The organism is Streptomyces coelicoflavus (assembly GCF_003112555.1).
In the GTDB taxonomy this organism is placed as follows: Bacteria; Actinomycetota; Actinomycetes; order Streptomycetales; family Streptomycetaceae; genus Streptomyces; species Streptomyces coelicoflavus.
Genome location: NZ_BEWB01000003.1, coordinates 261,604 through 274,609, shown reverse-complemented (window position 1 = coordinate 274,609; position 13,006 = coordinate 261,604). Strand labels below are relative to the sequence as shown.

General features: G+C 69.2%; 16 protein-coding genes and 1 tRNA gene. 12 read left to right on the top strand and 5 right to left on the bottom strand.

All coding sequences use genetic code 11. The features are described from left to right. Window positions 1-183: 183 nt before the first annotated feature. Entirely contained in the window at window positions 184-849 is a 666-nt protein-coding gene (locus Sco07f_RS06395) for a YdcF family protein (RefSeq protein WP_108987217.1), read from the bottom strand. Next, entirely contained in the window at window positions 846-1,640 is a 795-nt protein-coding gene (locus Sco07f_RS06390) for a GntR family transcriptional regulator (RefSeq protein ID WP_108987416.1), read from the bottom strand. Before Sco07f_RS06390 ends, Sco07f_RS06395 begins: the two co-directional genes overlap by 4 nt. 159 nt (window positions 1,641-1,799) lie before the next feature. Here Sco07f_RS06390 and Sco07f_RS06385 point away from each other — a divergent pair, with 159 nt between their 5' ends. From Sco07f_RS06385 to Sco07f_RS06330, 12 genes are all read left to right on the top strand, one after another. Further along, a complete protein-coding gene (locus Sco07f_RS06385) occupies window positions 1,800-2,129 on the top strand; it encodes an SCO3933 family regulatory protein (RefSeq protein WP_108987216.1) in 330 nt (109 codons plus the stop codon). Between the two features lie 2 nt (window positions 2,130-2,131). After that, window positions 2,132-3,466, top strand: coding sequence for an FtsK/SpoIIIE domain-containing protein (locus Sco07f_RS06380; RefSeq protein ID WP_108987215.1), 1,335 nt, complete (start codon window positions 2,132-2,134; stop codon window positions 3,464-3,466). A 20-nt stretch (window positions 3,467-3,486) separates the two neighbouring features. Then, entirely contained in the window at window positions 3,487-4,152 is a 666-nt protein-coding gene (locus Sco07f_RS06375; RefSeq protein ID WP_108987214.1) for a DUF2637 domain-containing protein, read from the top strand. 15 nt (window positions 4,153-4,167) lie between these two features. Further along, the gene (locus Sco07f_RS06370) at window positions 4,168-4,350 is read left to right on the top strand and encodes a mobile element transfer protein (RefSeq protein WP_108987213.1); all 183 of its coding nucleotides are present in this window, start codon (window positions 4,168-4,170) and stop codon (window positions 4,348-4,350) included. Window positions 4,351-4,363: 13 nt separating this feature from the next. Next, window positions 4,364-4,654, top strand: a complete 291-nt coding sequence (locus tag Sco07f_RS06365; RefSeq protein WP_108987212.1) for a hypothetical protein — start codon at window positions 4,364-4,366, stop codon at window positions 4,652-4,654. Window position 4,655: 1 nt separating this feature from the next. Next, window positions 4,656-4,892: a hypothetical protein gene (locus tag Sco07f_RS06360; RefSeq protein WP_108987211.1), complete on the top strand. Its 237-nt coding sequence runs from the start codon at window positions 4,656-4,658 to the stop codon at window positions 4,890-4,892. A gap of 91 nt (window positions 4,893-4,983) precedes the next feature. Then, window positions 4,984-5,163 carry a hypothetical protein gene (locus Sco07f_RS06355; RefSeq protein WP_108987210.1) on the top strand — a complete coding sequence of 60 codons (180 nt, stop codon included), beginning with the start codon at window positions 4,984-4,986 and terminating at the stop codon, window positions 5,161-5,163. A gap of 5 nt (window positions 5,164-5,168) precedes the next feature. Beyond that, a complete protein-coding gene (locus Sco07f_RS40055; protein WP_167468036.1) occupies window positions 5,169-5,339 on the top strand; it encodes a hypothetical protein in 171 nt (56 codons plus the stop codon). Continuing rightward, window positions 5,336-6,430, top strand: a complete 1,095-nt coding sequence (locus Sco07f_RS06345; protein ID WP_108987208.1) for a DNA cytosine methyltransferase — start codon at window positions 5,336-5,338, stop codon at window positions 6,428-6,430. Before Sco07f_RS40055 ends, Sco07f_RS06345 begins: the two co-directional genes overlap by 4 nt. Next, window positions 6,427-7,818, top strand: coding sequence for a replication initiator protein RepSA (gene repSA / locus Sco07f_RS06340; RefSeq protein ID WP_108987207.1), 1,392 nt, complete (start codon window positions 6,427-6,429; stop codon window positions 7,816-7,818). The genes Sco07f_RS06345 and repSA overlap by 4 nt, the downstream gene beginning before the upstream one ends. Beyond that, window positions 7,815-8,003 carry a helix-turn-helix domain-containing protein gene (locus Sco07f_RS06335; protein WP_007453452.1) on the top strand — a complete coding sequence of 63 codons (189 nt, stop codon included), beginning with the start codon at window positions 7,815-7,817 and terminating at the stop codon, window positions 8,001-8,003. The genes repSA and Sco07f_RS06335 overlap by 4 nt, the downstream gene beginning before the upstream one ends. Then, the gene (locus tag Sco07f_RS06330; protein ID WP_108987206.1) at window positions 8,003-9,160 is read left to right on the top strand and encodes a tyrosine-type recombinase/integrase; all 1,158 of its coding nucleotides are present in this window, start codon (window positions 8,003-8,005) and stop codon (window positions 9,158-9,160) included. The genes Sco07f_RS06335 and Sco07f_RS06330 overlap by 1 nt, the downstream gene beginning before the upstream one ends. Before the next feature lie 282 nt (window positions 9,161-9,442). Here the strand turns inward: Sco07f_RS06330 and Sco07f_RS06325 are convergent. The 3 genes from Sco07f_RS06325 to gyrA form a co-directional block, all read right to left on the bottom strand. Continuing rightward, window positions 9,443-9,519 (bottom strand) — tRNA-Ile (locus Sco07f_RS06325). A gap of 111 nt (window positions 9,520-9,630) precedes the next feature. Next, window positions 9,631-10,356, bottom strand: a complete 726-nt coding sequence (locus Sco07f_RS06320) for a DUF3566 domain-containing protein (protein ID WP_007453395.1) — start codon at window positions 10,354-10,356, stop codon at window positions 9,631-9,633. A gap of 18 nt (window positions 10,357-10,374) precedes the next feature. Beyond that, window positions 10,375-12,969 carry a DNA gyrase subunit A gene (gene gyrA / locus Sco07f_RS06315; protein WP_007453397.1) on the bottom strand — a complete coding sequence of 865 codons (2,595 nt, stop codon included), beginning with the start codon at window positions 12,967-12,969 and terminating at the stop codon, window positions 10,375-10,377. Between the last annotated feature and the right edge of the window lie 37 nt (window positions 12,970-13,006).

Genomic DNA, 13,006 nt, shown 5'->3' with positions numbered 1-13,006 from the left:
CGGTGATCGACTCATGGCTTCCGGCCCTATCCACCTGTGGGCGCGCGTCGGCGCAGCGCGGGCGGAGCGGGCCGAAGGCAGGAGCGGCGCCCGGAGCGGAGCCGGGAAGCGCGCCCGGCGGAGCGGAGCGCAGCCGGGGCTTGATGAGGTAGAGAAACCTGTAACAACACACGCTGTTGCTGGTCAGGACGAAGGCGCGTCGGTGGTCAGGAGTCGGCTCGTGAATCCGGCTTGGCAAAGGCGCTCATACGCCTCGATCACGTCGGCGGGTACGGATTGGCTGATGAGGAAGCCCTGTTCCGGGTAAACCAACAGACGCTGTAGCGCGCCGACAAGCATGTCGATCACAGTACGGGCGTCACCGATGGAATCCACGTACTCGTTCAGCGTCATCGGGCTCGACGCGCTGACGATCTCGACTCCGGGCCACAGCTTGCGTGCCGTGGCGTACGCCCGCCGCTCCTCGTACGGCTTACTGATCAGCAAGACCGAGGACACTCCAACCCCGGCCTCCTCCAACAGCTCTCGCGAGAAGCGGATGTTCTCGCCCGTGTTCCTCGCCCGCGGCTCCACCAGAACGGCTGAGCTGGGGACGCCAAGCTCAAGCGCGCGCTCCCGGTAGTGGACCGCCTCACCTCGCGGCATGCGTTCTCGCGTCGTGGGGCTGGTGGCGCCGGTGAACACGATCAGTGGAGCCATGCCGCGCTCGTACAGTTCGGCCGCCGTGTCGGCGACGCCCAGGTCGTGACTGCCGAGTCCGATCGCGACAGAACAGGGCCGAGGCGTACGGCCCATCTGGTGGTACTCCCACAGACGTCGCGTGTCAGCCCAATTCTGCGTCGAGATCACTGCTGGTCTTCCCTGCCCTTCGCCGAGTCCGGCACCGCAAAGTCGTACTCCCAGGCAAAGCGTGATGCGGCGTGCACACCAATGGCGAACTCCACCACAGTGCCGTCCGCCGTGTAGGTGGTGCGGTGCAGCTCGACGACTGGTTCCCCAGGCGGCAGTTGCAGGAGACTCACTTCGTCGGCCTTCGGGGCACGGGCAAAGATCCTCTCCTGCATGTGATCGATCTCGTAACCCGCGTCGTACAGCACGCGAAAGCCACCGCCCCGGCCGGCGGGGCCTGGTGTCGGGTCAACGATGCGCGTGCCTTCAACATGCTCGGGCCGGTAGTAGCTGGTCAGAGTGTGCGTCGGCTGGTCGCCCTCCTTGACGAGCCGTGCGCGCGCGTAGACCGGGGCGCCCACTGGCAAGCCGTGCGCGGCTGCCACCTCCGCCGGCGCTTCGATGAGGCTGACCGTTTGGGTCTGCTCATTGCGGCGGTACGCCCGTCCTGAAGCCACACGGTCCGCGATAAACGCCACCTCGTCGCCGTCCCGCCACTTCGCCTTGTCGTACCGGGCGACTCCAAGCCGTTTGAGCGGAACCTGTTGCCGAACAACCGTGCCGTGACCTCGGGACGAAGTGACCAGGCCCTCGGCCTCTAGTGCTTTGTAGGCGGCGTGAACGGTCGCCTTGGAGCCTTCGCCGGCGTCGACCAGCTCTCTGATGTGCGGCAACTGCTGGCCTGGGGCGTACTCACCCCTCTTGATCTGCTCAGCCAGCTTGTCCGCCAGCTCCCGCCACTTCGGCGCCATCACACGACCCCTCTCTACGAGGTCCAGTGAAACATAGTCCTAGGACTGTTGACAGTCCTAGGACTGCGGTGCAGTATCTCTCTTGTCGCTCGCAGTCCTAGGACAGCGGGAGATGTGCGGCCCTCTTTGGGCTGCTCCATCGTCAAGCAGGGAGTTCTGATGCCGTCCTTCAAGATCGACCTCTCCACCGCCGTGGTGTTCGTGGCGACTGCGCCGGAACCGAAGATGGCGAACAAGAAGACCGGTGAGCGGGCCGTGGACCGGGACACCGGTGCGGGGCTGTCGACCGTGGGCCTGCTGGTCTCGGACGAGGGGGAGGGCAACCTCTACCAGGTCACCATCCCGGAGACCGGCTACCCGGAGGGTCTCGCCCCGGGCGTGCCGGTGCGGGTGGTCGGCCTCAAGGCCCGTGACTGGGAGAACGAGTTCAACGGCCAGAAGCGCCACGGGATCTCGTTCCGCGCGGTCGCGATCACCTCGGCGGCCTGACCATGAGCGACCTGACGATGTGGCTGGAGGCCACGGGCGCGTTAGTGGGCGCCGGCGGTGTCGGCTACGCGAAGCAGCGAGCGCCGCGCGTGTACTGGTCGACCGTGGGTCTGCCGCTGACGTGGGGCCGGTTCACCTTCTCGTACGCGTCGACGATGGAGGTGTGCGGACTCACGGTCCAGCCGTCCGGGTTCCGCGCCTTCATGACGCGCAACCTGGCCCGCCGTGAGGTGCGGCCGGTGCCGCCGAAGGTCCGCCGCGTCCGGCCCTCATCAACCGGGCTGCGCATCACGCTGCGCCTCCCCGCCGGCCTGGAGCCCGCCGACGTGGCCACCTCCTCGGAGCGGCTGCGCCACGCCTTCGGTGTCCAGTCGGTGACCGTGGCGGAGACCAAGCCGGGGTTCGTGGAGCTGCGGATGACGGGCTACGACGTGCTGCGCCGGGTCCGTCTCCCGCGCTCCGCACAGCCTTCCGGCCTTCGGTTTCCGGTGGCGTTGCGGGAGGACGGCACGGTCTTCGAGCGGGACTACCGCGCGGTCCCCATGGCGCTGACCCTGGGCGCGAACCAGTCCGGCAAGTCCGTGTACCAGCGCAACCTGGTCAAGGGCCTGGCCAAGCTCCCGGTCGGTTTGATCGGCATCGACTGCAAGCGCGGTGTCGAGCACAGCCGCTACGCGCCTCGCCTGTCGGCCCTGGCCACCGACCCGGACATGGCCGGACGGCTGATAGACGCACTGGTCCTGGAGATGAGCGAACGCTTCGATCTCCTCGCCCTGCACGGCGTCTCCGACGTGTGGGACCTGCCCGCGAAACTGCGGCCGGTGCCGCTGGTCGTCCTCATCGACGAGGTGGCAGAGCTGTTCTTCGTCACCTCGAAGAAGGACGAAACGGCCCGCGACCGGACAGTCATGCAACTGGTGCGCCTCGGGCAGATGGCCCGCGCGATCGGCATCTACCTGGAAGTCTGCGGGCAGCGCTTCGGCTCCGACCTCGGCAGGGGCGCCACCGCTCTCCGTGCCCAGCTCACCGGCCGTGTCGTCCACCGCGTCAACGACAAGCAGACCGCCGAAATGGGCCTGGGCGACATCGCCCCGGACGCGGTGACGGCGGCGACCTCGATCCGGGCCGACCGTCCCGGTGTCGCGGTGGCCGGTGACACCTCCGGTGGCTGGTCCCGCATCCGCACCCCGGAAACCACGCCGGCCGAAGCAGCCGCCGTGTGCCGACAGTTCGCGCACCTGACCCCGGAGTTGCCGTTCCTGGCGCCGTTCCGGCCGCCTGCCCGGCAGGTGCCGCCGATGCCCACCGTTCCGCCGCTGGTGTCCCCGCAGCCCTGACCGGAGGGAGGTGAAGAGTCGTGTTCCGCTCGATCCGCATCGACGCCGTACTCATCCAAGCCGTGATCGCCGGTGCCCTGTCCTTCGCCCACCTGCACGACCTTGCCGAAGCGGCCGGACAGACCGGCTGGAAGGCCTGGGCCTACCCCGTCTCCGTCGACCTGCTCCTGGTCGCCGTGTGGCGCCGGCTGCGCACCGAACGCTCGAAGCTGGCCTGGTTCTGGTTCCTGGTCGCCCTGGTCGCCTCCCTCGGCGCGAACGTCGCGACCGCCGGGCTCCTCGACCTCGACCACGTTCCGGCCTGGCTGCGCATCCTCGTCGCCGGCTGGCCCGCGCTGGCCTTCCTCGGCGGCACCCTCCTCGCCCACACCCCCACCGACCACGCACCGGCCCCAGCTCCCGAGCCTCGGCCCGTGCCGGTCGTCGACCGCCCCGCGGCCCCTGAACCGGCCCCGGAGCCAGTTCCCGCCCCGGAGATCCCGACGCCGGAGCCTGCCCCGGCACTGCCGAAGGCCCCGACTGCTGCCTCGGTTCCCGCGGTGCCGCCCGCGCTGGTCGACCACGCACGGAAGGTCGCGGCCGAGCACCGCACGCGCACCGGAGCCGACATCGACACCGCCACCCTGCGCGTCCGCCTCGGCGTCCCGGAAGCCCTCGCCGGCGCGATCGTCGCCCAACTCGCCTGAAAGGAGGTGACCCGCGTGCGCCCGAACCGCTTCTACGACGTGATCCGCATCGGCCCGGTCCAAGTGGCTTCGTTCAACAACGGCCGTGGCCAGACCCGGCATACCGCCGCCTGCACCGCCCCGAAGTGCGGCTTCTCCAACGAATACGGCGACCGGTCGGCCGCCGAACTCGCCGCCCGCACCCACCGCTGCACCTGAAAGGAGGCACGCCATGCAGCTGCCCGAAGACCAGATCCGCGCCGGACACATCCCCGCCGACCTCTACCGGCAGATCCCGCCCGGCACCGACCTGCGACGCATCGTGATCGTCCAGCAGGCGCCCCGCTCCTACAAAGGCCCGATCGTCCTGACGCTCGTCGTCCTCACCGGATCGGTCGCGCTGCTGCTGGTCATCGCCTTCCTCGTCCAGGTCGTCGCCGGCGCCGCCGTAGCGGTCCTGTCGGCCACCGGCGGCCTCACCTACACGATCAACCGCACATCCAAGACACGGAAGGGCATCTGACATGGGCTTCTTCAGCCGTAAGAGCAACGACACCCCGGCCAACCCCGAGATGACCGAACTCGGGCGTGAGTACGCCATCGCCAAGCGCCACGGCGACCGCAAGACGGTCCGGCGCATCACCCGGCAGATCGGCGAGTCCGGCCTGACCGACGGTGACCGCACCTCGTTCGAGCAGGGCCGCGGATCCTACGACGCGATCCCGCCGGCCTACTCCAAGCGCCGCAACCGCCGCCGCTAACGCCCTCCGGGGCGGCTCTCTCGCCAAAGATCCGCCGCCCCGGACGGCTCCACCCATCCAGATCCAACGGACCCGAAAGGGAAGCCTCATCATGCCCCAGCACGCCCAGATCACGCGCGTCTGCCGCGACTGCGACGGCTTCGCCACGGTCGCCATCACCGCCGGCACCCGCCACGCCGACGGCTCCCGCGCCACCCTCCGCGTCACCTGCCCGGCCTGCAAGGGCACCGGCCACACGGTTCCCGTCGCGCTCGTCCGGACGGGTCGGTGATCGCGGTGGCTCTCCTCGACTGGCGCTCTCCCGAGCACTACGACCACTCCGGCGACCAGCCGTGCGTGATCTGCACCAAGCCGACCCCGCTGCGCTCCGACCGGGGCAAGCCCGTGCACAAGGTGTGCGCTGAAGAGTGGATCGACGCCCACACCGTCAAGGAGGACGACCGGTGAGCGCCGCCCGGACACACGTCCTCGACCTCTTCGCCGGCCCGGGCGGCTGGTCTGAGGGGCTGCGCGCCCTCGGCCTCCAGGATGTCGGTATCGAGATCGACCCGGCGGCCTGTGCCACCCGTGCTGCCGCCGGGCACACCACGATCCGTGCCGACGTGGCCGCCTACCCCACCGCGCCCCTCCGCGGGAAGGTCTCGGGGCTGATCGGTTCCCCGCCCTGCCAGACGTTCAGCGCCGCTGGCCTGCGCGCCGGGAACACCGACCGCGACCTGTGCCACCAGGGCCTTGTTGACCTCGCATGTGGGAGGGACACCCGCGACGCGCTTCGTACGGCTTGCACCGACCCGCGTTCCCTGCTGGTCGTCGAACCTCTCCGGTACGCCCTCGACCTGCGTCCCGACTGGATCGCCCTGGAAGAGGTCCCCGCGGTAGCGCCCCTGTTCGCTCACACCGCCGGAATCCTGCGCGAGCACGGCTACTCGGTGTGGACCGGGGTTCTCAACGCCGCCGACTACGGCGTTCCCCAGACCCGCCGCAGGGCCTTCCTCCTCGCCTCCTGCACCCGCGCCGTGGCGCCGCCTGAGCCCACCCACGCCCAGGACCCCGGGCCCGAGACCCTGTTCGGCCCCGCCCTGGCGCCGTGGGTAACGATGGCCGCTGCCCTTGGCTGGGGCGCAACCGACCGCCCCGTCCCCACCGTCACCGCCGGCGGGGGCAAGAACGGGGGACCGGAGCCCTTTCCCACCTCGGGCCGCAAGGCGCTCATGGACGCCCAACGGCGCGGCTCGTGGGTCCTGCGTCATAGCAACCGCCGCAATGCCACCGTCCGCCGCACCGACGAACCCGCCGCAACCCTGCTGTTCGCCAAGGCCAGCAACGACGTGGCATGGGAGAAGGCCGGTCCCGCGGGTCCGGAATCCGTCCGCATCAGCGTCCAGGAAGCTGCCGCTCTCCAGACCTTCCCGGTCGGCTACCCCTTCCAGGGCACCAAGACCCGGCAGTTCGAGCAGATCGGCAATGCTGTCCCGCCCCTGCTCGCCACCGCAGCCCTGCGCAACCTGGTCCCCGCCGCCCTGGAGGTGGCTGCGTGAGCGACTCCGCCACCATGGCAGGCCTGGACCCGGCCACCCTCGCCGACGTGCTGAGGCTGGCCGGGTCCACCGGCTTCGACCGCATCCGGGACCAGATCCGCCGCACCGGCGGCTGCTCCGACCCCATCCACCTGCAAGGTTCGACCGTCACCCGCGACGCTGCCACTGGCAAGGTGCTGCACTCGTACTCGACCGACACCGAGCCCGGCGGACGGCTTCGCCTCGCGTGCGGCAACCGGCGGGCCTCCCGCTGCCCCTCGTGCGCCTGGACGTACGCCGGCGATACCTACCACCTGATCCGCGCGGGCCTCGTCGGCGACCCTGCCAAGGGCACCCCGCACACCATCCGGGAGCACCCGCGGGTGTTCGCCACCCTCACCGCGCCCTCGTTCGGTCCGGTCCACAACCGGCCCGGAAACCGGCCCTGCCGCTGCGGCACCCGGCACGCCGAGAACGCTCCGGAGCTGGGCACCCCGCTCGACTCCGACAGCTACGACTACGCGGGCGCGGTGCTGTGGAACAACCACGCCTCCGAGCTGTGGCGCTACTTCACGATCTATCTGCGCCGCGAGATCGCCAAGCACGCCGGCCTCACGCAGAAAGCCGCCCGCGAACAGTCCCGAGTCTCGTTCGGGAAGGTCGCCGAGTACCAGAAGCGCGGGGCCGTGCACTTCCACGCCGTGATCCGCTTCGACGGTCCCGACGGGCCCGACTCGCCTCCGCCGGCGTGGGCGACCCTCGACCTGCTCACCGACGCGATCCATGCCGCCGCCGCCCGCGTGGAAGTCGACGTGGACCCCTCTGGGGACCAGCCCGCCCGAACCCTCACGTGGGGAACGCAGCTCGACGTACGCCCCATCCGGGCCTTCGGCGACGGCGAGGACATCACCGAACAGGCGGTCGCCTCCTACGTCGCCAAGTACGCCACGAAAGCGGCCGAGACCACCGGCACCGTGGACCGTCGGATCGGCAGCAAAGACGCCCTGGTCCTGCTCGGCGTCCCAGACCACCCGGCCCGGCTCATCGCCGCGTGCCTCGACCTCCACGCGCTCTACCCGGACCGCAAGCTCCGCGACTGGGCCCACATGCTCGGCTTCCGCGGCCACTTCTCCACCAAGTCCCGGCGCTACTCGACCACCCTCGGCGAACTGCGCCAGACCCGCGCCGACTACCGCGCCGCCCAGCAACGCGCCGCCCTCGGCCTGCCCGACCCCGACGACGAGGACGCGACCACGCTGACCCTCGCCCACTGGACCTACGCCGGCCACGGCCACACCCCCGGCGAATCCTGGCTCGCCGCCAACATCCGCCACGACATCCAGCTCAACCGCGAAACCGCCCGCGAGGAACTACCCGCCCTGCTCGACCTGGAAGGAGCCGCTACATGACCACCGCTGCCCCGGAGCTGTTGACCGTGCCCGAGGTCATGGCGCGGCTGAAGGTGGGCCGGACCAAGGTCTACGACCTGATCCGCACCCATCGCCTCGTGTCCATCAAGGTCGACGGGTGCCGTCGCATCCCGGACCACGCGGTCCGCGACTTCATCGTTGGCCAGATCGGGGAGGCTGCCTGATGGCGAAGCGTCGACCCAACGGCGGCGGGACGATCACCAAGCGGTCCGATGGTCGGTACCAGGGCGCCGCGTACGTCACCGACACGGACGGCAACCGGGTGCGCAAGTATGTGTACGGCCGGACGTGGGACGAGGCGAACGAGAAGCTGGGCAAGCTCCAGAATCAGGAGCGCAACGGCGTCCCCGTGCCCTCCCGGTCCTGGACGCTCGGCGAGTGGCTGGCCTACTGGCTGGAGCACATCGTCGCTCCGGAGCGCGAGCACAACACGTACGTTAAGTACGAGTCCAAGGTGCGGCTCTACCTGCTGCCTCACCTCGGTAAGAAACCGCTGGTCAAGCTCACCCCGGCGCAGATCCGGGCGTTCATGGCCACGCTGACCCGGGAGAAGGTCGGCGCCTCGGCCCGCTTCGAGGTCCTGCGGGTCCTCCGCAACGCCCTGAATCGGGCCATGCGCGAGGAGCTGATCACGCGGAACGTCGCTCTCCTGGTCGACATGCCCAAGGTCAGCAAGGACAGGGGTACGGCGTGGAACGCCCGCGAGGCGATCGCCTTCCTGCGCTCCGTGCGTGCCCACCGGCTCTACGCGGCCTGCGTCCTCGTCCTGGTCATCGGGCTCCGCCGTAGTGAGGTGCTGGGGCTGCGCTGGCAGGACATCGACTTCGAGGCCGGCCGCTTCACCCCGGTCAAGCAGGTGCAGCGCGTCAAGGGCGTCGGCCTGGTCCTCAAGGACCTCAAGACGGAGTCCTCACAGGCCGTGCTCCCGCTCCCCGAGTTCTGCGCCCGGGTCCTGGATGAGCGCCGGGAGCTGCAAGCGCTGGAACGGAAGATCGCCGGTGAGCACTGGTCTCAGGAGCCGGACCATGACCTGATCTTCTCCTCCGAGCACGGCGGCATGATCGACCCGGTGGGCTTCTCCCGCACCTTCGATCGACTCGTCAAGCGCGCCGGCGTCCGCCGGATCACGGTCCGCCTCGCCCGGCACACCTGCGGGACCCTGCTGGCCTTCCTGAAGGTCCATCCCAAGGTCGCTCAGGCGATCCTCCGACACAGCCAGATCAGCATGACCATGGACGTCTATACGCACGTCGTGGGCGACAGCGAGCGGGAAGCGGTGGGCATGCTCGCCGAACTCCTGGAAGATCCGCTCATCGGCTGACGTGCCCGCTGGATGGGCGGCGGCGGATCCTGCCGCGCACCCAGATCACGCTGAGAGCCACTGCGGCGACCACGGACAGAAAGATCGCCCCGAGAACCGCTGTCACCCCGGTTGAGATCACGAAGATCGCCCACCACGGCGGATCGCCTTCCACAGTCCTCCTCCACGAAGCGTGCGTACCTTGCACGACGCCGGGGAACTGGGGCTGGTTCCGTGACCGCCGTTGATGTCAGCCATGGATGTCAAAGACCCCCAGCCGTTGCCGGCTGGGGGTCTTTTCGCTGGTGGGGCTAACAGGATTTGAACCTGTGGCCTCATCCTTATCAGGGATGCGCTCTAACCAACTGAGCTATAGCCCCGCCGCGCTCTGCGGTGTATGTCCCGCGCGCTGACTCCTGAAGATTAGCGCACGAGGCGGGCAGTCCCAAAATCGGTTGTCGCGCGGCCGGAGACCGGAGACGGCTCGCGGATCACTCGTCCTCGGCGAGCGTCAGCTCCACCCCGCCGACGAAGCCGGCGGAGAGGTTGTAGATGAACGCGCCGAGGGTGGCCAGGGCCGTCGCGAGGACGACGTCGATGACCGCGATGATCGTGGTGAACATCAGCACGTTGGGCAGCGACAGGAAGGACTGCAGGTCGAAGCCGTTGGACTCGTTGGAGCCGGTGGCCTCGGCGATGGTGCCGCCGACCGTGGAGAAGACACCCATGGCGTCCATGACCATCCACAGCACGGCCGACGCGACGATGGTGCAGATGCCGAGGGCGATGGAGAGCAGGAAGCTGACCTTCATCACCGACCACGGGTCGGCCTTCGACACGCGCAGGCGCGCCTTGCGGACGCGGGGCGTGGTGCGTGCGCCGGTGCGCGGGCGGCGCACGGCGGACGCGTTGCCGCCCTGGGTCTGGTACGCCTGCGGCGGGTGGTAGGGCCCGCCGGGCTGCTGTGGCTGCCGTTCCCCCGGCAGCGGCGAGGCCGCCTGCTGAGTCCGCTGGCCTCGGGTGTCCGTCACAGTTCCCCCCTGGGATCCATGCGTTGAGGACGAGCTCCCCGAGTGCGAGTCGGTCGCTCCGTCGTCGATCTTGCGCAGTTGAGTCGTGTGCGAATCCGTCGCACGCGCGGCGGAGCCACGGCCGCCGCCGCCCGTTTCCGTACCCGTGGGGGTACCGGCCGATCCGGCGCCCGTGGCTCCGCTCACGATGACTCTCTCCTCGTGCTACTCGGCCGAGGGCGCCTCACCCTCGTCCGTGCCGGTGGTCGCGGCACCCTCGGCGGTCTCGTCGACGGCCACATCGCCGTCGACCTCCTCCGCCTCGCGTCCCGCCTCGGCGTTGCGTGCGATGCCGACGACGGCATCGCGCTTGCCCAGATTGATCAGTTGAACGCCCATGGTGTCACGGCCGGTCTCCCTGACCCCGCTGACTCGCGTACGAATCACACCGCCAGAGAGCGTGATGGCGAGGATCTCGTCGTTCTCCTCGACCACCAGCGCGCCCACGAGCTCCCCGCGGTCCTCGACGATCTTGGCGGCCTTGATGCCGAGGCCACCGCGACCCTGGACGCGGTACTCGTCGACGGAGGTGCGCTTCGCGTAACCGCCGTCGGTGGCAGTGAACACGAACGTACCGGCTCGAACAACATTCATCGAGAGCAGCTCGTCCCCTTCGCGGAAACTCATGCCCTTGACGCCCGAGGTGGCACGCCCCATCGGACGCAGCGTGTCGTCCGACGCGGTGAACCTGATCGACTGCGCCTTCTTGCTGATCAGCAGCAGATCGTCCTCGGCCGAGACGAGTTCGGCTCCGATCAGTTCGTCGTCGCTGCCGTCCGCCTGCTCCCGCAGGTTGATCGCGATGACACCGCCGGAGCGCGGCGAGTCGTAGTCCTTCAGCGGCGTCTTCTTCACCAGGCCGGCCTTGGTGGCCAGGACCAGGTACGGCACCGCCTCGTAGTCGCGGATCGCGCGGATCTGGGCGATCGTCTCGTCCGGCTGGAAGGCCAGCAGGTTCGCCACGTGCTGGCCGCGCGCGTCCCGGCCGGCGTCCGGCAGCTCGTACGCCTTGGCGCGGTAGACCCGGCCCTTGTTCGTGAAGAACAGCAGCCAGTGGTGCGTGGTCGACACGAAGAAGTGGTTGACGATGTCGTCTTCCTTGAGCTTCGTGCCGCGCACCCCCTTGCCGCCACGCTTCTGCGCCCGGTAGTCGTCGGTCTTGGTGCGCTTGATGTAGCCGCCACGGGTGACCGTGACGACGATGTCCTCCTCGGCGATCAGGTCCTCGATGGACATGTCGCCCTCGTACGGGATCAGCTTGGTCTTGCGGTCGTCGCCGTACTTCTCGACGATCGCGGCCAGCTCCCCGCTGACGATCTCGCGCTGGCGGACCGGCGAGGCGAGGATCTCGTTGTACTCGGTGATCTTCGCCTGGAGCTCGTCGTGCTCCCGGACGATCTTCTGCCGCTCCAGGGCCGCCAGGCGGCGCAGCTGCATCTCCAGGATCGCGTTGGCCTGGATCTCGTCGATCTCCAGGAGGTCCATCAGGCCCCCGCGCGCGATCTCGACGGTCTCACTGCGCCGGATCAGCGCGATGACCTCGTCGATGGCGTCCAGGGCCTTGAGCAGACCGCGCAGGATGTGCGCCCGCTCCTCCGCCTTGCGCAGCCGGAAGCGCGTACGGCGGACGATGACCTCGATCTGGTGGTTCACCCAGTGTCGGATGAACGCGTCCAGGGACAGGGTGCGCGGCACGCCGTCGACCAGGGCCAGCATGTTGGCGCCGAAGTTGGTCTGCAGGTCGGTGTGCTTGTACAGGTTGTTCAGGACGACCTTGGCGACCGCGTCCCGCTTGAGGACGATGACCAGGCGCTGGCCGGTGCGGGACGACGTCTCATCGCGGACGTCGGCGATGCCGCCGATCTTGCCGTCCTTCACCAGGTCGGCGATCTTCTGCGCGAGGTTGTCCGGGTTGACCTGGTAGGGCAGCTCGGTGACCACCAGGCACTGGCGGTTCTGGATCTCCTCGACCTCGACGACCGCGCGCATGGTGATCGAGCCGCGCCCGGTGCGGTAGGCCTCCTCGATGCCCTTGCGGCCCACCACCAGGGCGCCGGTCGGGAAGTCGGGGCCCTTGATGCGCTCGATGAGCGCGTCGAGGAGCTCCTCGTGCGAGGCCTCGTAGTTCTCCAGGTACCACTGGGCGCCGGCCGCGACCTCGCGCAGGTTGTGCGGCGGGATGTTGGTCGCCATGCCGACCGCGATGCCCGCCGAGCCGTTGATCAGCAGGTTCGGGAAGCGGGCGGGCAGGACGGTCGGCTCCTGGGAGCGGCCGTCGTAGTTGTCCGTGAAGTCGACGGTCTCCTCGTCGATGTCGCGGACCATCTCCATCGACAGCGGCGCCATCTTGCACTCGGTGTACCGCATGGCCGCGGCCGGGTCGTTGCCCGGGGAGCCGAAGTTGCCGTTGGAGTCGACGAGCGGCATCCGCATCGACCAGGGCTGCGCGAGGCGGACCAGGGCGTCGTAGATGGAGGAGTCGCCGTGGGGGTGGTAGTTGCCCATGACGTCGCCGACGACGCGGGCGCACTTGTAGAAACCCCGCTCGGGGCGGTAGCCGCCGTCGTACATGGCGTACAGCACGCGGCGGTGCACGGGCTTGAGGCCGTCGCGGACGTCGGGCAGCGCGCGCGAGACGATGACGGACATCGCGTAGTCGAGGTACGAGCGCTGCATCTCCGTCTCGAGCCCGACGGGCTCGACACGCATCGCCAGGGCGTCACCCTCGGGCGTGGTCACAGGAGTGTTCTCGTCGGTCATTGCTGGTGAAGGTCCTTCCTGGTGCGGTCAGCTGAGA